The sequence below is a fragment of the Spirosoma aureum genome (assembly GCF_011604685.1).
GTDB classification, from domain to species: Bacteria; Bacteroidota; Bacteroidia; order Cytophagales; family Spirosomataceae; genus Spirosoma; species Spirosoma aureum.
On sequence record NZ_CP050063.1, the window covers coordinates 7,446,492 to 7,467,711 of the forward strand.

17 protein-coding genes are annotated in these 21,220 nt (G+C 48.6%); 11 read left to right on the plus strand and 6 right to left on the minus strand.

The features are described 5' to 3' along the window. Nucleotides 1-429: 429 nt before the first annotated feature. The 5 genes from G8759_RS29755 (at nucleotide 430) to G8759_RS29775 (ending at nucleotide 5,733) form a co-directional block, all read left to right on the plus strand. A complete protein-coding gene (locus G8759_RS29755; protein ID WP_167219336.1) occupies nucleotides 430-723 on the plus strand; it encodes an outer membrane protein assembly factor BamB family protein in 294 nt (97 codons plus the stop codon). Between the two features lie 112 nt (nucleotides 724-835). Continuing rightward, nucleotides 836-1,105 carry an outer membrane protein assembly factor BamB family protein gene (locus G8759_RS29760; protein ID WP_167216520.1) on the plus strand — a complete coding sequence of 90 codons (270 nt, stop codon included), beginning with the start codon at nucleotides 836-838 and terminating at the stop codon, nucleotides 1,103-1,105. 710 nt (nucleotides 1,106-1,815) lie between these two features. Then, entirely contained in the window at nucleotides 1,816-2,820 is a 1,005-nt protein-coding gene (locus tag G8759_RS29765) for an ABC transporter ATP-binding protein (RefSeq protein ID WP_167216522.1), read from the plus strand. Next, complete coding sequence (locus G8759_RS29770; RefSeq protein WP_167216524.1) at nucleotides 2,813-4,165, plus strand: HlyD family secretion protein; 1,353 nt, start codon at nucleotides 2,813-2,815, stop codon at nucleotides 4,163-4,165. The genes G8759_RS29765 and G8759_RS29770 overlap by 8 nt, the downstream gene beginning before the upstream one ends. After that, on the plus strand, nucleotides 4,162-5,733 hold the full coding sequence (locus tag G8759_RS29775) for a TolC family protein (RefSeq protein WP_232073995.1): 1,572 nt from the start codon (nucleotides 4,162-4,164) through the stop codon (nucleotides 5,731-5,733). The genes G8759_RS29770 and G8759_RS29775 overlap by 4 nt, the downstream gene beginning before the upstream one ends. 273 nt (nucleotides 5,734-6,006) lie before the next feature. Here the strand turns inward: G8759_RS29775 and G8759_RS29780 are convergent, their stop codons facing one another. The 5 genes from G8759_RS29780 to G8759_RS29800 form a co-directional block, all read right to left on the minus strand. Further along, nucleotides 6,007-6,399, minus strand: a complete 393-nt coding sequence (locus G8759_RS29780; RefSeq protein WP_232073996.1) for a response regulator — start codon at nucleotides 6,397-6,399, stop codon at nucleotides 6,007-6,009. 451 nt (nucleotides 6,400-6,850) lie between these two features. After that, entirely contained in the window at nucleotides 6,851-8,218 is a 1,368-nt protein-coding gene (locus tag G8759_RS29785) for a GAF domain-containing sensor histidine kinase (protein WP_167216526.1), read from the minus strand. Between the two features lie 662 nt (nucleotides 8,219-8,880). Further along, nucleotides 8,881-10,032, minus strand: a complete 1,152-nt coding sequence (locus G8759_RS29790) for an epoxide hydrolase family protein (RefSeq protein WP_232073997.1) — start codon at nucleotides 10,030-10,032, stop codon at nucleotides 8,881-8,883. 156 nt (nucleotides 10,033-10,188) lie between these two features. Continuing rightward, nucleotides 10,189-11,331: an epoxide hydrolase family protein gene (locus G8759_RS29795; protein ID WP_167216528.1), complete on the minus strand. Its 1,143-nt coding sequence runs from the start codon at nucleotides 11,329-11,331 to the stop codon at nucleotides 10,189-10,191. Between the two features lie 147 nt (nucleotides 11,332-11,478). Next, entirely contained in the window at nucleotides 11,479-12,345 is an 867-nt protein-coding gene (locus tag G8759_RS29800; protein ID WP_167216530.1) for a helix-turn-helix domain-containing protein, read from the minus strand. A gap of 891 nt (nucleotides 12,346-13,236) precedes the next feature. On the opposite strand from G8759_RS29800, the gene G8759_RS29805 reads away from it, so the two are divergent. Beyond that, entirely contained in the window at nucleotides 13,237-15,648 is a 2,412-nt protein-coding gene (locus G8759_RS29805; protein WP_167216532.1) for an ABC transporter permease, read from the plus strand. Between the two features lie 280 nt (nucleotides 15,649-15,928). Beyond that, nucleotides 15,929-16,333: a VOC family protein gene (locus G8759_RS29810; RefSeq protein ID WP_167216534.1), complete on the plus strand. Its 405-nt coding sequence runs from the start codon at nucleotides 15,929-15,931 to the stop codon at nucleotides 16,331-16,333. Nucleotides 16,334-16,466: 133 nt separating this feature from the next. Here the strand turns inward: G8759_RS29810 and G8759_RS36500 are convergent, their stop codons facing one another. Beyond that, entirely contained in the window at nucleotides 16,467-16,718 is a 252-nt protein-coding gene (locus G8759_RS36500) for an erythromycin esterase family protein (RefSeq protein ID WP_167219340.1), read from the minus strand. A gap of 423 nt (nucleotides 16,719-17,141) precedes the next feature. On the opposite strand from G8759_RS36500, the gene G8759_RS29820 reads away from it, so the two are divergent. The 4 genes from G8759_RS29820 (at nucleotide 17,142) to G8759_RS29835 (ending at nucleotide 21,212) form a co-directional block, all read left to right on the plus strand. Continuing rightward, the gene (locus G8759_RS29820) at nucleotides 17,142-17,459 is read left to right on the plus strand and encodes a DMT family transporter (RefSeq protein WP_167216536.1); all 318 of its coding nucleotides are present in this window, start codon (nucleotides 17,142-17,144) and stop codon (nucleotides 17,457-17,459) included. A gap of 17 nt (nucleotides 17,460-17,476) precedes the next feature. Next, a complete protein-coding gene (locus G8759_RS29825) occupies nucleotides 17,477-17,788 on the plus strand; it encodes a hypothetical protein (RefSeq protein ID WP_167216538.1) in 312 nt (103 codons plus the stop codon). A gap of 379 nt (nucleotides 17,789-18,167) precedes the next feature. Then, nucleotides 18,168-18,506 carry a PadR family transcriptional regulator gene (locus G8759_RS29830; RefSeq protein ID WP_167216540.1) on the plus strand — a complete coding sequence of 113 codons (339 nt, stop codon included), beginning with the start codon at nucleotides 18,168-18,170 and terminating at the stop codon, nucleotides 18,504-18,506. A gap of 15 nt (nucleotides 18,507-18,521) precedes the next feature. Next, nucleotides 18,522-21,212, plus strand: a complete 2,691-nt coding sequence (locus G8759_RS29835; protein ID WP_167216542.1) for an ABC transporter permease — start codon at nucleotides 18,522-18,524, stop codon at nucleotides 21,210-21,212. Nucleotides 21,213-21,220: the final 8 nt, after the last annotated feature.

A 21,220-nucleotide genomic window follows, 5' to 3' on the forward strand; every position in this document is an offset into this window, starting at 1 on the left:
ATCATACGAGAGGGAGATGCGCTAATCACCGCCCAGCCGCAACCGACTATGGACACGTATCAACAGACGCCCCCTTGGCGAATAAATCACTCGCAGAGCCTGATCCTGATTTCCAGGTATGGAGCTAATGCCCAAAATCCCTGAATGAGGATAAGGCCAGTTGGTTTTTCCAGCACTGTTTTCCAACGGGTAGTTTTTCTAGAAGAGATTGGCCCATTTAGCTGCCCGAATTCAGAAAATTACCCTTAAACGGATCAACTTTACTCGTTACGGTTGCTATCTTTGGAAAGGCATTTTCTCGCCTGCTATCTTCATTCTACACCTGTCTCGTTCGTTAAATTTACAATGAAAATAAACCTACTGATCAGCAGTCTAGTACTATTAGTGAGTTTCTGGTAAGTAAAGGCCCAATCAAATACAACCGTTTATATTGGCAGTGGCGATGATAAATTATATGCCCTTGACGCCCGGAATGGGGCAAAAAAATGGGACTATACCATCGCTTCAGGCCAGAAAGTTAATACCAGCCCTACCGTTTCCAATGGATTGGTTTATGCGGGTGGAACCGGAGGGAAACTTGTTGCGCTGGATGCCGAGATTGGCACCAAAAAGTGGGATACCAGTGTAACCGGTGGCTTCTTTGTGCCGTCCAGCCCCGCTGTTGCCGATGGAATACTATACATCGGTGATGGTACAGAAGATGTGCTTTCTTTAATGCACTAACGGGCGCCAAAACCAGAACGTTTTTTACCCAAACTTCAGTTGAGTTGAGTCGAGTCTGGCAGTCCTAAATGGAATACTCTACATTGGCAGCGGATATGCGGTCTTTGCATTTTTGACCCAAATGGGTGTTCAGAAATGGCGCTTTGCCTTGAGCAATCCGGCTGGTTACGTCAACTCAACTTTGGCCATAGCCAATGGAATGGTATATGCCTGCAGTTTCGATAAAATGGTGTATGCGCTGGATGTACAGACAGGCGTAAAGAAATGGGAATTCGCGACGGCAAATATCATCAACTCGAGCCCAGCGGTGGCCGATGGAATTGTTTATGTAAAAAGTAACGATGCCTGTTGCATTGCCCGCCCGGAGGTCCAGCAACAATGACATACTCATTGTTGCTGTTTTTGCGAATCTCTTGAATACCCCGATTGCCCAAATCCAGCTCAATAGGTGCACCAAATTGAGCTGAACCCTTCGTACCACCTGTAGCCGAAAGCAGACTGGTGAAATTGGTGACTGGAACAATTAGTGCCCTTATCCGAGAACTGGTGGGTACTTGCGGTGCTCTAAAACAGATGTAAACAGTTGTCGTGCTATTGGGCGCCAATTCTATACCTTCGATATTATAGCCAGTTGCCTGCTTCGAATTGACACCCGCAGCGTCACGGGTTTCAAATCCATAAAAGTTGCCGTTGTTCTTGTCCCAGGCTATCAGATCCTCCCGCAAATAATCGTATCTTCCTACATGGGTAAGCCATGCGTTAATTTACTTGTAAGCGCCAGGTGAGTGTATACTGTGCAAGTATATTCTGAGAGTCAAGTGCACTGGCTTGGGGAAACCATATTGACTTCGGATCAATTCAAGCCACATAACTCCCTTAAAAACGAATTAATGAGTAAACTTTATAGGCAGACAATTAAATTCTCCTATTGTAGTATACCGGTCTCTTAATAAGTTAAAATTTCTTAAATAGGATTAAAATTAAATTTTCTTACAATTCCTTCATCCAATTGTACCAAACCAAAAAGCAGATTGGGCAGTTAAATAGTTAGTGTTTTTAATGCCATTTTAATGTTAACTGCTTATTGAATTTATGGCCGTGAATACCAAGTTGCAGCCACCTCCTTCGTCTCTTCAGCGATTGTTACGGTTATTAGGCACTGAACGAAAAGATATTGTCTACACGCTTTTATTTGCCATCATCACAGGGCTTATCGGCCTTACACTTCCCCTGGGTATTCAGGCGGTCTTCAATCTGGTATCCAGCGGTATGCTGTTTAGTTCGGTCTACGTCATGATCGGATTAGTAATTGTCGGTGTACTGGCCGGAGGATTACTGACTATTGTGCAGTTTACCCTTGTCGAAATTATTCAGCAGCGAATATTTGCGAAGGCGGCTTTTGAATTTACGTACCGTTTGCCCCGCATTCAACCCGAGGCCTTAAACGATTACTACCCGCCCGAACTAATGAACCGGTTCTTCGACGTAGTGACGCTTCAGAAAGGCATGTCGAAGGTGTTGATCGATCTGCCAGCCGCTGCGGTGCAGATTCTGTTTGGTACGATTCTGCTTTCGTTCTATCACCCCGTATTCCTCGGATTTGGCCTCATTACATTACTGGTCATTTATGTGGTCATTCGACTGTTCGGACCTGAAGGAACTCGTACCAGCATTAAAGAATCGAGTGATAAATACAAGGTTGTTGACTGGCTCGAACAGTATTCACTGAAAGTTTCGGAGTCCCATGCTTTCGATGAACGAACTAATCCAATTGATCAAATTGACAAGTACCTGGCCAGCTATATCAAACACCGGAATGATCATTTCAGCGTGTTGAAACGCTTTTACTATAGTTCTGTTGGATTCAAAACGATGGTGACCGGGGGGCTGCTGATTATTGGTACGTCCCTGGTCGTGAGCCGCGAGATGTCCCTTGGACAATTCGTCGCTTCTGAACTGGTGATTGTTTTGATTACCGGCGCTGTCGATAAGTTGATTACCAGTGTAGACACCGTTTTTGACATGCTTACCAGCGTCGAAAAAATTGGCGCTGTAACCGACTTACCCATCGAAACCGATACACCAACCCATGCTTAACTTATCGAATCAACAGATTGACGAGCAGATGGTTGTTGATCATCCACTCAAAACGTTACAGGCGTTGCCTATGCCTCGTAGCAGCCGTAAGCTTGGCCGCTGGATGCTCTTCTTTCTATTTCTTACCATAGTCGTACTGTTTCTGCCCTGGCGTCAGAACATAAGTGGTACGGGCTCGATAACCGCCCTGACTCCGCAGGATCGCCCTCAATCCCTTCAGAATGCGATTGCTGGTCGGATTGAACGCTGGTCCGCTCGGGAAGGTCAATACGTTCGGAAAGGCGATACGTTGCTGGTTATTTCGGAAATTAAGGACGACTATTTTGATCCAAACCTTCCTCAGCGACTGAACGAGCAATTAGCCGCTAAAAAAGGCAGCCGACTCGCCACAGAAGCCAAAATTAAAGCGCTGGATGGACAAATTTCGGCCTTAACGGCTGGCGTTAAAGTGGACCTTGCTTCCGCCCGAAACAAGGTGCAGCAGAGCCTGTTGCAAGTCCGGATCGACAGTACGGATCTGGTTGCTATCCAGCGTAATTACCAGATTGCCGTCGCCCGGCTCGAACGCTACGAGAAAGGATATCGGGATGGGTTGTTTTCGCTGACCGATCTGGAAGGTCGGCGGCTTACGCTTCAGCAGGATTATGCCAAAGTTCAAGTGCAGGACAACAAGCTTGGTGTATCGCGACAGTCGTTGGTTAATGCGCAGCTTAACCTACAACTCATTCAGGCTAAATATGAGCAGGAAGTTGCTAAAACAATGTCGGACCGTAGTTCGGCCGTTTCGAGCCAGGCCAGTGCTAACAATGAGATTGCCGTTATGCGAAATAAAATCAGTAACGTCGATGTTCGACGCGGCCTTTACATCATACGGGCACCACAAAACGGCTACATCGTGCGCGCGTTGAAAGCCGGGATTGGCGAAACCATTAAAGAAGGTGAATCCATTGCTACGTTACAGCCCGACAACCCAACCATGGCCGTCGAGCTATATGTACGGGCGATGGACGTCCCGTTGATTCAACGGGGGCGCATGGTACGCCTGCAGTTTGACGGGTGGCCAGCCATTCAATTTTCAGGATGGCCAGCGGTAGCCGTTGGTACGTTCGGCGGTAAAGTGGTCGTTATTGACGCCGTCAGCAGCACGAATGGCAAATACCGTTTATTAGTCCGACCGGAAGCCATGCCCAGCGATCAGCCCTGGCCTGAGCAGCTTCGCGTGGGTTCCGGTGTTGTGGGCTGGGTCATGCTTGACGATGTACCAATCTGGTATGAGATATGGCGCCAGCTCAACGGATTTCCGCCGAGTCTGCAAGAAGAACCCCAGATTAAAGAAAAAGTATGAAGTTAATGCATTCATGTTTCTGGTTCTGGAGTTTAGTACTTTGGTCAGGATCGCTTTGTGGACAAGCGATTCCTGCTCCAATTACCAGACAACCAGAACCCATTCCAACAGACGTTTTATCCCGAACAGCCATTTCCGTTTCGGGCACATCGACAGGCACTGTCGCTACGTTACCTGCGAGAGCAGCCACACCGAATACATTGCCTGTTTTTACGGCCGATGAGTTTTACCAGGCTGTTCTTCAGCATAATCCAATTGTGCGGCAGGCAGCTCTGTTAAACCAGGAAGCACAGGCCCAGGTGCAGCAGGCTCGTGGTGCATTTGACCCTAAGCTGTTCACGGATTATCAGAAGAAGAATTTCGGCAATACGCTCTATTATGATAAATGGCAATCGGGTTTATCTGTACCGGTGTTACCCGGCGGTCTTGACGTGAAAATGACGTATGATCGAAGTACCGGCAAATACCTGAATCCTGAGAACTTTGTACCATCAACCGGATTGATCGGCGTAGGAGTAAGTGTGCCCGTTACTCAGGGTCTTTTTATTGACGCCCGACGAAATACGCTCCGGCAGGCTCAATTAGCCGTTGATCTGGCTGATGCTGAACGGCTGTCACTCATCAATAAGACGCTTCTGGAGGCCGCCAAAGCATACTGGGACTGGTACATGGCTTTCCAGCAATTCCGCTGGATTGATCAGGGATATCAACTGGCACAGACGCGTTTTGTGGCTGTTCGACAGCGGGCGTTAATCGGTGATGCTGCTCCTATCGACACTACCGAAGCCCTGATAACTGTTCAGGATAGGCTGGTGCAGCTTCAACAGGCAGGGGTTAGCCTGCAAAATGCGCGCTTGACCCTAAGTACGTTTTTGTGGAGCAGTACGGCTGAATCGACTCCTCAACCGATTGATTTACCTCCCAACGTTGCGCCACAGGCCGCTCCTTCCGATCAGATCAGCCAACTGCAGCTTCAGGAGCTGCTTTCCCGGGCGAGCGAACGCCATCCTGAGCTTCTTAAACTTACCAGCAAGCAACAACAAGTAACGGTTGAAGAGCGCTACCGACGCGCCTTACTGCTACCTAAAGTGAACCTCCAGGCTAGCTTAGTAAGCCGAGGTCCACTCTCCGAAGCAAGTTACGACGGAACAGATTATTATGGCTTTCAGGCTGATAACCATAAGATTGGCGTTGATCTGGCGTTTCCTCTGTTTCTGCGTGCTGAACGGGGGAAACTGCGGCAGGTTCAGCTTAAGAACCAGCAGTTGGGCCTAGAGTGGCAACAAACTGGCCGAGATATTGTCAACGACGTGCAATGTGCGTGGAATGAACTGTCAGCCCTTGGACAGCAGATTGCCACCCAGCAACAAACGACTACTAATCAGCAGGTTCTGGTGCGTGCCGAATTGGATAAGTTTCAGTTGGGGGAGAGTTCCCTCTTTCTGATCAATAGCCGGGAAACCAAGCTTATTGATTACCAGATAAAGCTGGAAGAGTTACGATCTAAGCATCAGAAAGCCTTGGCTAATTTATGGTACGCAGCCGGCTCTAATGTTGGTCATCGCTAAAAAATAATGAATATGCGGTAAATTCGGAAGGTATCAGGTCAATCAGTATAGGCATCCCCAATTTGGCGTCTTAAATCTATAGTTTCGTGAAGCCATATCAGCTGTCACCAGTAATTCACGAGTTGTTATGGAAATCAAGACTTCGGTCGACATCATGAAAATGCTTTTGCCCGTGGTCAGGCAAATTTTATTGAAATCCTTCTAGCGTCAGCATGTGTCTACCGGAAAGGCCCGTTACTGGCTAAAGCGTTTGGGATGATGGCACTCGGTCAACTAGGCAATAATGAACCCTAACTGCGCTTTCCAGGAAGCGAAGGAGAACTTCTTTTCAAATAATGCCTGAATGGTTAATTCATAGGCTTCTTCGACCAGTTTTTCTTCAACGGGATGGGTCATGAACACGAACTGAATACACTTTTTGCGCAGCCCCGAATCCTGATCGATTTGTTTCCGAAGCTCCAGGCCACTCATTCCCGGCATACTGATTTCGGAAATAATCAAAAAGGGAATCTCTGATGTCGACTTCAGGTAGTTCAGGGCGGTTTGACCATTGAAAAAAACGATGACTGGATGTGGCAGGGCCAATTCCGATATGGCCAGTTTAAAAATATCAGGATCATCGTCACGGTGCCGCACCTGCGGACCGGCCGCTGCGATCGGCGTCAATAAAGATCATGAGGTACCCGTTCATGGCTACCTGGCTTTTACAATACGGTTAAACGAAAAGCTCGGTTCAATACCGAGCTTCCAATGGTTTTGTTTTTTCTTAACGTTGAGTGAAACGATGCCGATCTATGGTAAGGCTGCACGAAGGCAGCGAACAACTGAAGATAAAAACCCGTCCGCTTACTAATAAGCTCAAATCATGCCAACCCTTGACCAGGTAGATAATTCATTGACTGTCACCCAATTGACAATACGTATTGGCGCGAGTATTAACGAACACCGGTGATTTTTTTGCTCAATTCTGTGGGATAAACGCCCAGTTGGCCCTTCCTATAAGGCTCAGCTGTCCATCAGTCCGGCTGACATCCTATCCACATTAACCGGTGAGACCCATCGGCCATTAAGCAGGGCAACACTGATTTCCACCACGGGCTAGCCTCCAGGGAGTAGGCTAGTTGGGTAAAAAGACGCTAAAGGTTGCTCCCTGACCGGGCTGACTAGTCGCCCGAATAGCCCCCCCATGGTTACTCACCACTTTCGCACAGATGGCCAGCCCAATGCCTGTGCCTGCAAACTCACTCTTGCCGTGGAGTCGCTGAAAGACCTGAAAGATGCGGTCGGCATGCTTCTGCTCAAAGCCAATGCCCGTATCAATTACATCGATCCGGTAGTAGAGCGGGGCGGAAAGGGCCGGTTTTACCGATGGAGGTAAATCCTTGGCCAGCAGCGTTTGAACTCGAATCTGAATCCGTGGAGGCTTCGAGATGGCTGACGTTCCCTGGCTGGATGTCGCTGCCCGGCTAAATTTGAGGGCGTTACTGAACAGATTCTGGAAGAGTTGGCCTAACTGAATCGAGTCCCCCAGCACCTCCGGTAAGGCATCCACTTCCACAAGTGCACCCGTTTCGGCAATCACCAACTCTAAATCCGAAAGAACCGTCTGCACAACTGCGGAGAGCGAAATAAGTTGACGACGCTCATGGAGGGCGGAAATTCGAGAATAACTCAACAGATCCTGAATCAGACATGACATGCGATTGGACGCCGATTGCATCCGGTCCAGGTAAGTTTTCCCCTCGCCCAATTGGTCGGCATACTGGGCCTGCAAGAGATTGCCAAACGATTGAATCTTTCGCAGGGGCTCTTGCAGGTCATGGGAAGCCACCGAAGCAAATTCGTGCAACGCATCATTAGCCTGACGTAGTAATTTATTCGCATGGTGAAGCTCATCGTTGGCTTGTTTGAGGGCCTGGGTGCGTATTTGGACCTGCTCTTCCAGTTCCTCTGTCAGCGTTCGATATCGCTGTTCACTTAGCAGTAAAGCCTTGCTGGCTTTTCGTAAGGTAAGCAGATTGACTATCTGATTAGTCAAGGTTTGTAAAGCTCCCAGTTGAGCCTCGCTCAATTGCCGGGGCTTGTCATCCAGCACACACAGGGAGCCCAGGGGGAAGCCATTGTCATCAATCAGCGGTATGCCAGCGTAAAAAACGACGTGGGGTTCACCCGTCACAAACGGATTACTGGCAAAGCGTTCATCCTGCCGGGTATCGGGGACCAGGAAAGGCTGGTTTGGATGGAGGATGGCGTGGGCGCAAAAAGAAAACTGGCGGGGTGTTTCCCGAACGGCAAAGCCTAGGGCCGACTTAAACCACTGCCGTTTTTCATCGACCAGGCTAATCAAGGAGATCGGAGTCTGACAGATTTGAGCAGCCAGACTGGTAATATGGTCGTAGTCGGCCTCGGGTAAGGAGTCCAGAATCTCATAACTTCGAATGGCTTGCAGCCGGTTGATTTCTGGGTCAGGTTGGATAGGTAGCATCGGTATGAGTAGCCCTTAGGGCAACGTGAAAGTAACTGCTCCTAAATAACCCGTGGGTGAAAACGTATGTTCAGGTAAAGATGGTTTTTTGCCCAGGGTATACCGTTTCTGAAGGGCGGATCGAACGAAGCCGACCCGTAGCTTACCCATATTTCGAGATATTTGTGCCTTCTAAAAGCCGACTGCTGGCCAGTATGCTATGGGTAGTAGTTAACAGGTATTAAACCAAGCCAGCCAATTAAAGCCCGGTTAGCTGAAATAATACATGAACGCTCCTTCGTCCCAAGGAGAAGCATTCATGTAAGACTGTTGGGTATAATCATAAAAAGAGGTGGCTAGCCCCTGTCGCCCTACCGACGCTTTGGAAAATTTCCGACCCCTTTGGCGGCCCAGTCGGCGACGGTTATGACGGGACCATTTGTATTCAAAAAATCAATAGAGTGTCTTAGGCGAGTGTTGTATAGAAATAATCTGTTGACAGAAAAGCCTCGTCCGTTGAAGCTGGACGGACGAGGCTTAAACTCGATGAAAAGCGTGCTGGTATAATTACCTCATTAAACACCCTGCCTAGCGTTCTAGGGAACGCTAAGTTTTGTTCATCAGGCTTCTGATTAGCACACCGGACGGCTGGGCGCGAGAAGACGCTTAATTGACCTCGAAATCTAGTCCTCGAAGAAGAAAGCCCTGACTTCGTTCGCCCATAAGGCCGGCTCTTCCAGCGCGGCAAAGTGTCCTCCCCTCGGCATCTTCGAGAAACGCTTTACGTTCACCATCCGTTTTGCCCAGTCTTCGGGAGTCGGAGCATCCGCCGGGAAGATGGCCACGCCGGTAGGCACCTCTACGTACTGAGTTGATTTGAGCCCCCCTTCGGTTGAATAAGCGGCCAGCATTCCTTCTCGATACGTTCGTATAGAGGTATTGATCGTCTGGGTGACCCAATAAATCATGATATTGGTCAGCAGTTCATCCTTCGTGAAGCTGTTTTCCAGATTACCCTGAATATCGCTCCAACCGTAAAATTTTTCAACAATCCACGATGCCAGCCCCACCGGCGAATCGTTCAGCGCGTAGCCAAGCGTCTGCGGCTTGGTCGACTGAATCATATTGTATGCCCCTTCGGCATACCACCATTGCTGAATGAACTGGCCAAACTCTTGCTCAGCGGGCGACATCGTCGACCAGTCTTCGGTGCCCATCGGATAACCCACGTCGGTGAGGTGAATGGCCTGTACACGGTCTGGGTATTGATTGGCCAACGATTTCGTAATGCCCATGCCCAGATCGCCACCGGCCGCGACGAACGTGTCATACCCCAATACATCCGTCATCAAATTCGCCCACAGATTCGCTGTCGCATCGTCGTTGAGCGCGACGCGATCGGAAAACCCGAAACCCGGAATCGACGGCACGACCACATCGAAGGAATACGCCGGATTTCCCCCGTGAGACGCCGGGTCGGTTAGCATCGGAATGACTTTGTAGAAACGAAAGAAGCTATCCGGCCATCCGTGGCTCAGGATCAACGGTTTAGTGTTTTCACCTTTACCCTTCGCGTAGACGAAATGGATGCTGGTGCCATTAATGGTCGTTGTAAACTGCGGCAGTTCATTCAGGGCCGCTTCCTGTTTGCGCCAGTCAAAGTTGTTTTGCCAATACGCCACCAACTCACGCAGACACTGAGGATTGGTGCCGTAATTCCAGTCCGCATTTTGGGGTTCATCGGTCCACCGGGTACGTGTCAACCGCTGCTGAAGATCGTCCAGTACGTCCTGGGGAACCTGAATGGTAAACGGATTAAGTTGGGCCATGCTCATGAGGATTGTTATAGATTAAAGATACGGGCCGACTGTGACAGCCCTATGTCAGCAGGAACTTGCTGGGAAGCAGAAAATAAATGCTACTGCTATGTAGCGTTACGGGTTAAGTTGACCAAAAAACTTCCGCACATCCGACGCGTACTCGTTCGGGGTTTACATCATAGCAAAGTTCCCGCCCTTGTCGAACTCAGGCCAGTGAGACATGCTTCCATCCCGGTCGACCAACCAACGAATGGTCTTGTCAGCAGCAAACATGGCTACTCCCATCGGAATCACCTGCCGCTCAGATTCAGTGGATGTCCACGAACTTCTCCCATCGCCACCGGCTGACCAATCCTGGTTAGCGGCAGCCGGGGCCGGATACATGTTTTCATAGATGAAATTAGCCGTTCCGGCTCCGTTGGCCTTGAACCAGTATAGACTCACATTCGTCAGCATCTGATCAATGTCAATGGCGTCTTCGGGAAGCGCTTTTCGAGGATCGATCCATTCTTTATATTTCTCTACAATCCAGGCTAACTGCATCACCGGCGAGTCATGCAGGCCGTACCCAATAGTGTATGGCCGCGTGGATTGGATCGCTTGATTGCCGGTTCCTTCGCGAGTAAACGCATTCATCCGCTCCAATCGAATCTGATCCGTCGTCGAAAGGTCGTTGGCGCTGGCCAGGATGTCGAACTTCTCAGCAGTCGGTTCAGGACCATTCAGTTGAATGCCTATGATGCGCTTCGGATACAGGACGCCCAGTAGCGAGGCAATCCCAGCCCCGGCATCACCCGCCTGCACACCAAACCGTTCGTAACCAAGCTGACTTATCAGAGCGGCAAACGCGTGGGTCGTGCGCATCAGATTCCACCCGACCTCTGTCACAGTAGGTGACAGCCCAAGTCCCGGCAGCGAAATGGCAACAACGTGAAATGCCGGTTCCGAGGCTGCCGGATTCGTCAATGGCTCGATGACCTTGATAAAAAAATCAACCACCGAGCCTGGGTAGCCATGGCACAGCAAAAGGGGGCGCGCATCAGGGACCGTCGACCGAACGTGAATAAAGTGAATATCCTGACCGTCTATCTGGGTAACAAACTGCGAAAAGCGATTCAAGTCGGCTTCCTGTTTGCGCCAATCAAACGAATACCGCCAATAAGCCGCCAGTTCCTTTACGTAACTAACTGGGACGCCCCAGCTCCAGTCATCAACAGGAAGCTGATTCGGCCATCGGGTGTTGTCAAGGCGTTGGTGCGGATCAGCGAGGGCGGTTTGGGAGACTTGGAGCTTTAATGGATGTACGTTTTGCACAGGTGAGAAGGGTATGGGGTAAGGATTGCAATCGGATGCAAATTACACAGCCCTCAGGCGGACAGAAGTGGCGTAATGTCGGTTAAACTGGTAGTTTTTTCCCCAGTCCTGTAAGGTTTCAAAAATCGAATAGGTTTTCACTACCATTTACTGCCTCCGGTACGCTAACGGCGTCATCCCAACCCGGTTCCGAAACGCTTTCGTGAAGTACGACGTATCGGCGTAGCCTAGGTAGTAACAGATTTCCTGAACATTCATGCTGGTCTGGCGAAGCAGGCTTTGGGCTTCCAGAAAAACGGTATCTTCAATAATGGTCTTGGCCGACCGGCCGGTTTGGGCCAGCAACACTTCGCTGAGATATTTAGGGGTGATATGCAGCCGGGACGCATAGTAGGCAACCTCCTTTTTTACCAGAAATTCCTGAGCAACCAGCCGGTGAAACTCCTGCACTAATTGGTCCGCAGCCGACAAAGTCGGGCTCTGCCTCCCCTGCTCTCGCTCGTGAATCTTACGAACCAACAGCAACAATGAGTAAGTAAGACTTGCCACGATATCCGACTCATCACTAAACTGTTTCAAGACCCGAAAAAGCCCTTTTACTTTATCGATGTTCTCGTCGTCTAAGACAGTGACATGGTTACCGCCGGGCAGGAAAAAGGGCAACGAAGCCCAAAGTGAAGTATTGCCCAATGGGGTCAATAACTCGGACCGGAACAGAATGGTATCGGCGGGTATGTCAGGCGTGTCATATTTCCACTGCGAAACGATGCCAGGCCCGATGGTGATCAACGAACCCTGCTGCATTGGATACTGCCGACTACCGACCTCGAACGAACTGCCCGATGCGTAGGTGAGGCCAATGCCATAAAAGAAAGTGCGGAACGGAAACCGTATTGCCGCGTCGTGGTAGGTTAGGTGGTCAACCAGGATGTAGCCTTTGTCGGCATCAGTTGTATGATTTGTTGTGATGTAGGCATAGACATCAAACGAATCGAGGTCCATTTTTTTATTCATTCGTTCTCCTTCAGCTGCCAGATTTTAGTACCAGCTTAGCGAACAATCTACGGAATATCTCCTGAATCGACGTTATTAAGCTAAAGAAGTAGAGGAAATGACGATGCCTAAACTGTCTTATTCGTTTATGACATAGTCTGACCCACCCCTAATTCCAGAGGTGGTTCTGGGGGTTGACATATCAAGTGAATCTGCGAATAGGCTGTACTGATTGAATTCAATAATTCTTTCAGCTCACCTTTCTTGTGTTAAGTCCCATCATCTACTTTTTGAATACATACGGCCCACCGCAGTGACCGTTCTCTGCTGGACTCGGAATTTTACCGACTGCCAGTACGCTGGAGCTGGCCGGTTGCCTGTTTGGTAATGCCCCATAATAAGCGTTGAATAGATTGTAGGATAGCGTCATCTCAAACGCCCGAAAATTGAGGCATCACCGTTAGCCTCTTTCATCTCAATTAGGATCGATTAAAGAGACAATGTTCCAGCAACGTTTGAGAAATCGATGCTGGTAAGGATACTTCAACCCTGATAGTCCATCCGAGCGGATTTTGAGCCACTTACAAATATCGTCTGATGTCAAGATCATGTTGGCTTTTGGCAACCCCAGGACGAAGGGGAGTTGGTCAGCCCAAACCGAAGGCCAATTGCTCACAACTTAAGGCAAGTAGTCTACGAATGTACCCTACTCTTGTTTCTCAATCCTCAATAAATTGTGCCCACCTACACTTACCCATTCTTTACTAATCGTTTACAATCTTTTACAAGCATCAAGCCCTAGTTTACAGCTCAACTGCGTAGGTTTAAAGCCGGGGTGCCTTGGGGCCGATCAATGGGTCCTGACAGTTGCCCCTGTGTTTGTTCGTCAATAGAAACACTCTGTTTGTCTACATGCTTCGTACTTACCTCCGAATAACAATTCGCCGTTTGTGGCAAAACCGACTTTATTCGTTCCTCAATGTGCTTGGATTGGCCACTAGCCTAACAGCGATGGTGTTCGCTATTCTCTACCTCAACGAGGAACACAGCTTCGATTCATTTCATCAACCCAATCTGTACCGCATTACCAGTACACAACTAGAAACCCGGGGGGGACAGCCGGTAGAATCCGGGGGAACCGGCCAGGTACAGGGGCCTGCCTTTAAGGCGAAAGTGCCTGAGGTGCAGGAATACGTCCGGGTGATGGGGGGTGACATTTCAGGCATGTTTGTAGCCAATCAGAAGGCCGTTAAACTCAACCCCTATTTTGTCGATTCCTCGTTTTTTGCCGTGTTTTCCTTCCAATTGATCCGCGGGAATCCAACGACTGCGTTGCAGGGAACGAATACTGTAGTCATCACCGAACGCACAGCTCGAAAACTCTTCAATAGTCTTGATGTCATCGGAAAAACCCTGCTGGAAGACGGTCCCTCGGGAAACAAGCTGGGAGCCTCGATCATTACCGGGGTCGTTCAGGATCCACCCTCCAATTCCTCGATCCAGTTCGATGCCTTGTTTCCCTTTCAATTTATGCAGGCTTCGTTCGAGGATACCAACTGGCTAAGTGCTTACCTGAGTACGTTTGTTTTAATCCATCCCCAGGCCGATCTAACGGCAGTTGTTCGCAAATTCGAGGCTGTTTATGCCCATCTAGCCCGGGAGCAGGTGGCCGCAAACCGACGTAGGTACGGTTTCGACCCGTCGATCCGCTACGGGCTACAATCCGTCCGGGATATGCACCTAAATCCACTTTATAGGCTGGGGGAGAGTCGGGAGGGCGGTATTATGAAGGGGAATAATCCGATGTATGCCTACCTGTTTCTAGGAATTTCAGGGTTTATGCTGCTGATGGCCTCCATAAATTTTATTAATCTAAGCTTAGCGCAATCCCTCAAACGGACCAACGAAGTTGGAATTCGCAAAATCACGGGCAGTAGTCAATGGATGATTTTGATTCACTTTCTGGGGGAATCTGCTATCCTTTGTTTGCTGGCACTCGGGCTAGCCTTTTTAGCCACGTTACTCCTGCTACCCGTATTTAATCAACTGGCCCAGACAACGATCGCATTTAGCCAGATCCTGGATGGTCAGCCGTTGCTCTACACAGCTAGTCTATTCATTACCAATGTGCTGATCGCTGGATTATATCCTGCTTTCGTGTTGTCCCGCTTCAAACCCACCCAGGTACTTTATCATAAAATTCAGCTGGGCGGACGAAGTTGGTTAGGACAGGGATTGTTGATGATCCAGTTTTCCATGGCGGTTCTGCTGCTGATTGGGACCCTGATGGTTTATATCCAGATGGACTTCGTTCGAACCAAAGATCTGGGGTATAATCCATACCAGGTTATCCATAGCCACCTGCCCTACGGTGAGCTAAAAAGCGTCCAGTCGTTGCTACGTGCCGAGCTACTCAACCAACCGTCCATCCTGCAAACGTCGTTCGGTAGTGAATTAGCCGGAACTTATGCAACCCGGGTAGGGTCCCGCACGATTGAGAGTCGCTACCAGTACATTGATGAAAACTATTTGTCGGTACTGGGCATTGAGTTGAAGGCCGGGCGCAACCTGTCAGCCTCTTTTGTGTCCGATAAGACGGACGCTGTTTTAGTCAATGAGCGCTTTGTCAAGGCCGCCGGCTTATCGAATCCAGTAGGCATGCGAATTCGTTTGCATAACAACTATACTCTTAAACCGTTGACCATTAGTGGGATTGTTAAGGATTTTCATGTCAGTTCGTTCCGGGATCCCATTCCACCCTTAGTGATGTTTGTGCAAGAGGACCAGTCGAGTGGCGTTTGGCTTAAAGTGGCCCTCAATCGCCAGCAGGAAGCCGTAGCCGTCTTAAAGAAAGCGTACCAGAAAGCGTTTCCCCAGGTGGAATTGGAATATGGTTTTCTTGACGAGCTGAACGCGAAAGCATATGAACTGGACCAGAAATGGCAGCGCATGGTGAGCTATGCCACGCTACTAGCCCTGGTGATTTGCGGTTTGGGCGTCTTCGGTTTAGCTCGGCTGGCGAGTCAGCAGCGAACCAAAGAGCTGGGGGTACGGAAAGTGCTGGGGGCAACCGTAATCGAACTGGTTGTTCTGGTGGTTAGCGATTTTATAAAACCGGTGCTGCTGGCCGTGGTTATCGCATCTCCCGTGGCAGCCTGGATCTTGGGGGTATGGTTACAAAATTTCGCATACCGCAGCCCGATGCCTTGGTGGCTGTTTGCCGGGGCAGGTTTGTTTGCTTTCCTGATCACGGTAGTGACGGTTAGTCTTCAAAGTATGAAAGTGGCCTTACTCAATCCGGCCTTGAGTTTGCGAAGTGACTAGTAACTATAGCTAATTGGTTGTCGTGTCTGTTGGAGTTGCTCATTAGTTAGCCTGTTATAGCTACGACTTCACCCGATAATTCATCAGCTAACTTCGTGCTGGCTAACCGTCTCTTAAAACGTCTATTAAGCAAACGCTCCCCAATTTGAACATTCCTACGTCTCAAATTGGGGAGTGTTTGAAGAGAATGAGAACACACGAGTAGATAGTATTTTCTACTGACATACAGTTGTCAGTAGACCCAGTCAACTTTGTGTTAGCCAATAAACGCACAAACTCTATGAATTTTGCCTCAGTTCGGATTATCACGACGGATATCAAGCCCCTGGTTCGGTTTTATGAGCGGGTCACGGGTAAGTCAGTGACTCAGTATACGGATGATTTTGCTGAATTACAGATGCCTTCGGCCACATTGGCCATCGGTAGCACACGCACCTTGCAACTGTTCGGAGGAGACCATATCGCCAAGGCCGCTAGTAACCACTCCGCCATTATCGAATTCCGGGTAGAGGATGTTGATCGGGAGTATCAAAAATTAGTCGACATTTTAGGTGACATGATCATTCAGAAGCCGACTACAATGCCGTGGGGTAATCGTTCATTACTATTCCGAGATCCAGATGGCAATCTGGTGAACTTCTTTACGCCGATTTCACCAGAAGCACTTAAAAAGTTTGATGGATAGTGTCTTAACCCTTGTTTGACCCGTTATATGAATGCCCTGTTAGGAACTGCCAGCTACAGGTTCCTATTGAATAATCAATCTTTCAGGCGAAGTCGTGACTAGTATGATTATGCTGATGCTGATGCTGATTTGGTTACCTGGTCAAATAAGTGGTATGCACCGATTCTGCCTGATAAACGATTAGGTCAAAATGATTCTTTATATTGATGTCTGCAAACTGAGTCGTTTCCTGTGGTCTTGAGCCGATGGACCGAAAACCGGCCGACTGGTTCAGGATTGGAATCCTTTCCGTCTTTCTTAGATCCAGCAAAAAATTGGGGTAATCGCTTTTTGAAAAGAAATATTCGTAGGTGCCAACGTAAGGAGGATGAACCTCATAATACAGTTCCGACCCATATTAGATAGTTGCCAAATCCATTTCATGAGTTATAAATCTACTTTCTATAACTCTTTTGAAATTCGTGTATTTCATCTTTTAGTATGATATGGTTCATCAAGTACCATGACAGTAGTTTCAAACACCTAGAATTTTGAGTCGGTGTCTATTTATTTCGAAAAATGATTCTTCACGTTAAAGTATGGAGTGCCGTCTCAAATAGGAGCGATCATGAGATTTTGTAAAGTGCGGGTTACAAACCAGCTGACCAGACAGAATTAAAAACCCAGTTGACTGAAATGGCAAGAACTATTATTTTTGTCGTGTAGTTGCTTACACTCCCTTTGCAAGGGGAATTCTCAAACTAGGAGGACGACCTCCCCCATAATGGGATTCCGGTTCGGGACGGCCCGCCCTAACCAGGTCAATGCCATGTCTTGGATCTATCTCGTGTTTGCTGGCCTATTGGAAGTCGTTTGGGCCTATTCTATGAAGCAGTCCGCGGGTTTTACCCGCCCTGTTCCCTCCTTAATTACTGCTGTTACCCTACTGGCTAGCTTTGGCCTGCTAGCTCTGGCTATGCGTACCCTACCCTTAGGAACAGCTTACACGATTTGGACAGGTATCGGAGCGATTGGCGCTTTCCTGCTTGGCATCTTCGTGCTCGGCGAACCGGTCAACATGACCCGTATACTCGCTGCTTTGCTGATCGTCACGGGGCTTGTCCTGATGAAACTTTCTTCCCATTAAAACTAACCCTAATGGGTATGGATACAATCACGATTCGGAAAGCCACACTGGACGATGTGGCCACGGTTCAACAAATTGGACGAGAAACCTTCTTCGAAACCTTTGCTGCTGCCAATACCCAAGCCGACATGCAAACGTATCTAAAAGAGAATTTTAGCCATGCGAAAGTTTCGGCAGAATTGAGTAATCCTGATTCACTGTTCTACATTGCCTGGGAAGGCCAAATGCCCATTGGTTATTTAAAGGTCAACACGGGCCAGATCCAGACCGAGCTACAGGATGAAACCGCCCTTGAAATTGATGTGATGATGAAAAAAGTGTTGGACTAGCGTTTCTCATTCACACGACAAGCGGGAAGCAAACAAGTAATCTCAATAAACGCCCGAATACGGATTCATCCTATGAAAGCGATTTATGAGAGGAAGTAACTTTGAGTGACAACGTTATAATAAGCCCCCTTTTCGCCATTTTTATCATGAAATAACGTAGGTTGTTTATAACCACGCTTTTGTCCATTTATCCGAATTCTTACCCCTGACGGCCTTATCCTGTATTCAGCAGTAACCGTCCAATCATGGACAGCGTGTTGTCCGTTTCTGGACAGATTCAACAACCATTACCTTGTTTAAAGCCCGTTAAAAGGCATTTTCAATTTCGGCATCTTATTTGATCTAAGATATTGTATCTAATTAAACCAGATAACCTCCCATGAAAAAGACGGTATTGGGAGAACTCGAAGAACTGGTGCTACTGGTGGTGGCCGCCAGTACCGAGGATGTATATGGCGTACCCGTCCTGGAAGAGCTCCAACGGCAGACCGGGCGCAGCTTCACCATCAGCGCCGTGCACACCACCCTGTACCGACTCGAAGAAAAAGGCTTTCTGGCCTCCTCAGTAGGCGGAGCCACGGCCGAGCGAGGAGGCCGCAGCAAGCGGCTGTTTGCCCTGACGGCCGAAGGAGGAAACGTCCTGCGGGAGATTCAGCAAATGCGCACTCGACTCTGGCAGGCCATTCCAGAGGGTAAGTTTCAACTGTTAGGCCTATAAGCTTTTTCTACAGTCATGGCTCGAAAGCTTCCTTCTACTCAACCTGAACGCTCCTCACCGCCCCGCTGGGCCGATTGGCTCTTGAGGTGGTTCGTAGCTCCCCACTTGCTGGAGTACCTGCAGGGCGATTTGCATGAGCTATTCCACAAGCGTAGTCAGCAGGTAAGCCGGGCGCAGGCCCGAAGCGAGTATGTCTGGGCGGTGTTGCAATGTCTGACTCCGTTTTTCCATAACTCGCTCCGTGAGCGTGATCAATACTATTCGCAATACCTTAAACCAACCAATACGACGATGCTGCGGAACTTTTTGAAAATTGCCTGGCGGAATTTAATGTTAAATAAAGCCTTTACAGCTATCAATATGGTGGGGTTAGCCATAGGGTTGACTTGTTTCATGCTCATCGCGGTGTTTGTCGACAATGAACTGAGTTTTGACAAATACCCCACCGATGCCAAAAACATCTACCGAGTACAGGTATCGGTAGCTGGCAATGGCGATGTGGTTGTTTACCCCAATGTCGATGCGGGGGTGGGCAAGGGCATACAAGGGGCGTTTCCCGAAGTGAAAGCCTCGACAAGGTTTATGCCTGTTAGCGACTATATTCAGTATAAAGAAAATCAGTTTAAGGAAGCACACCTGGCTTTTGCCGATTCCAATTTTCTGTCACTGTTTTCGATTTCATTCCTCAAAGGGAATGCGGCAAGGGCTCTGATAGCGCCCAATAGTATTGTTATTTCGAAAGCGTTTGCCCAGAAATATTTTGGTAATGAAGAACCGATAGGGAAGTCCCTGGCAGTGGGTACACAACGGACAGCATTTACTGTGACGGGAGTTATCGATAAAGTACCCGACAATTCACACTTTCATACCGATGCATTTCTAAGCTTATCGACCCATCATATTGCCAATCCGACCTGGAGCAACGTTGGTTTTTATACGTATCTGGAACTGAACGACAAAGCCGATCCGAAAAAACTGGAAGCGAAATTTCCACAACTGGTGGCCAAATACGTGGTGCCGGAAGTACAGCGGGATATGGGCGTTAGCCTGGCCCAGGCTCAGAAATCGGTCGAAACATTTCGATTTTCATTACAACCGCTTACCGATATTCATCTGTACTCAAATACAAAGTATGAACTGGAGCCGAATGGCGATATTAAATATGTGTATATTTTCTCCGCGTTGGCGCTGTTTATTCTGTTACTGGCCTGCATCAACTTTACCAACCTCTCGACTGCACAAGCGGCAAAACGTTCCCGGGAAGTAGGGATTCGGAAGGTGATGGGGTCGATCAAGAATCAGATCGTTTTCCAGTTTCTGACCGAATCGATCCTGCTGACACTGCTGGCAATGGTGTGTGCCTATGGCTTGTTGTTCCTGCTATTACCCTATTTCGATCAGGTGGCCAATAAACAGATCAGCTTCTCTTTCTTTCTGAGTTATCAGTCTATTCTCACCCTCTTTCTGGCGAGCTTATTATCGGGTATACTGGCGGGAGCTTATCCGGCATTTTTCCTGTCGTCGTTCAGCATTATTAACACATTGAAAGGCGCATTTTTTGGAAATAGCTCACAGAAAAAACCGCTGCATAGTGGGTTGATTGTATTCCAGTTTTCAATTTCGACCATCCTGTTGATTGCTACCATCGTCGTCTATAAGCAGTTGCAGTACATGCAGACTAAAAAGCTGGGTTACGATAAAGACCAGGTGATTGCCCTGCCCGATACCCGTTTACTAGGTGCTAAGCAACTGGCTTTTAAAGAGCAACTGGCGCAGAACTCACATGTTGTTGCGGCCAGCCTGTCGCGATATACGCCGGGTGGAAATATGATGGACGGGACGCAGATTTACCCGAAAAACGAAACCTCGAACGGTGCCGAGATTCACGCCAATATTTTTCACGTTGACTATGATTACCTGCACACCCTGGGTATACAAGTGGTACAGGGGCGAAATTTCTCCCGAGACTTTCCGACTGATACAATTTCGGGCGTGCTTATCAATGAATCGGCGGTTCATGAGCTAGGATGGAAAGGGACCAATCCTATCGGTAAGTCGGTGGTTCGTTCGGGAAATCAGGAGTTTAAGATCATCGGTGTCGTTAAGGATTTCAATTATGTATCAGTCAAGCAGAAAGTGGCTCCACTCATGCTGCTAATGGGCCAAAATGCGGGCGGTATGGTGCTGAAAATCAAAACCACGGATGTGCCTGGGTTTCTGGCCGATCTGAAGACCCAATGGGAGGCTTTTAGCCCAAACGGACCGCTTGAGTACCACTTTTTGGACGAACAGTTTGCCACCTTTTATGCCAGCGAACAACGCACCCAGCAGTTATTCTCAGCCTTTGCGTTGCTTGCCGTTATAATTGCCAGTCTTGGGTTGTTTGCACTGTCGGCCTTCGTCATTGAGCAGCGTACCAAAGAAATCGGTATTCGTAAAGTGATGGGGGCTTCCGTACCGGGTATTGTGCAATTGCTAGTAAAGGACTTTGTCCGGCTGGTTTTTATTGCCGTTGTGATTGCCTCGCCTATTGCCTGGTATGCCATGCATCACTGGTTGCAGGATTTTGCTTATCGGATCGAGGTCGAATGGTGGATGTTAGCACTTTCAGGTCTAATAGCCCTCACCATTGCCTTGCTGACGGTTAGTTACCAAAGTATCAAAGCGGCCTTGATGAATCCCGTGAAGAGCTTACGAAGAGAATAATGGACAAC

Excerpts from the sequence above, each read along its gene's own strand:
- G8759_RS29830 (WP_167216540.1), top strand. The coding sequence starts at position 18,168 with ATGAAAAAGACGGTATTGGGAGAACTCGAAGAACTGGTGCTACTGGTG.
- G8759_RS29765 (WP_167216522.1), top strand. The coding sequence starts at position 1,816 with ATGGCCGTGAATACCAAGTTGCAGCCACCTCCTTCGTCTCTTCAGCGA.
- G8759_RS29770 (WP_167216524.1), top strand. The coding sequence starts at position 2,813 with ATGCTTAACTTATCGAATCAACAGATTGACGAGCAGATGGTTGTTGAT.
- G8759_RS29825 (WP_167216538.1), top strand. The coding sequence starts at position 17,477 with ATGGATACAATCACGATTCGGAAAGCCACACTGGACGATGTGGCCACG.
- G8759_RS29805 (WP_167216532.1), top strand. The coding sequence starts at position 13,237 with ATGCTTCGTACTTACCTCCGAATAACAATTCGCCGTTTGTGGCAAAAC.
- G8759_RS29835 (WP_167216542.1), top strand. The coding sequence starts at position 18,522 with ATGGCTCGAAAGCTTCCTTCTACTCAACCTGAACGCTCCTCACCGCCC.
- G8759_RS29785 (WP_167216526.1), bottom strand. The coding sequence starts at position 8,218 with ATGCTACCTATCCAACCTGACCCAGAAATCAACCGGCTGCAAGCCATT.
- G8759_RS29790 (WP_232073997.1), bottom strand. The coding sequence starts at position 10,032 with ATGAGCATGGCCCAACTTAATCCGTTTACCATTCAGGTTCCCCAGGAC.
- G8759_RS29775 (WP_232073995.1), top strand. The coding sequence starts at position 4,162 with ATGAAGTTAATGCATTCATGTTTCTGGTTCTGGAGTTTAGTACTTTGG.
- G8759_RS29820 (WP_167216536.1), top strand. The coding sequence starts at position 17,142 with ATGTCTTGGATCTATCTCGTGTTTGCTGGCCTATTGGAAGTCGTTTGG.
- G8759_RS29800 (WP_167216530.1), bottom strand. The coding sequence starts at position 12,345 with ATGAATAAAAAAATGGACCTCGATTCGTTTGATGTCTATGCCTACATC.
- G8759_RS29810 (WP_167216534.1), top strand. The coding sequence starts at position 15,929 with ATGAATTTTGCCTCAGTTCGGATTATCACGACGGATATCAAGCCCCTG.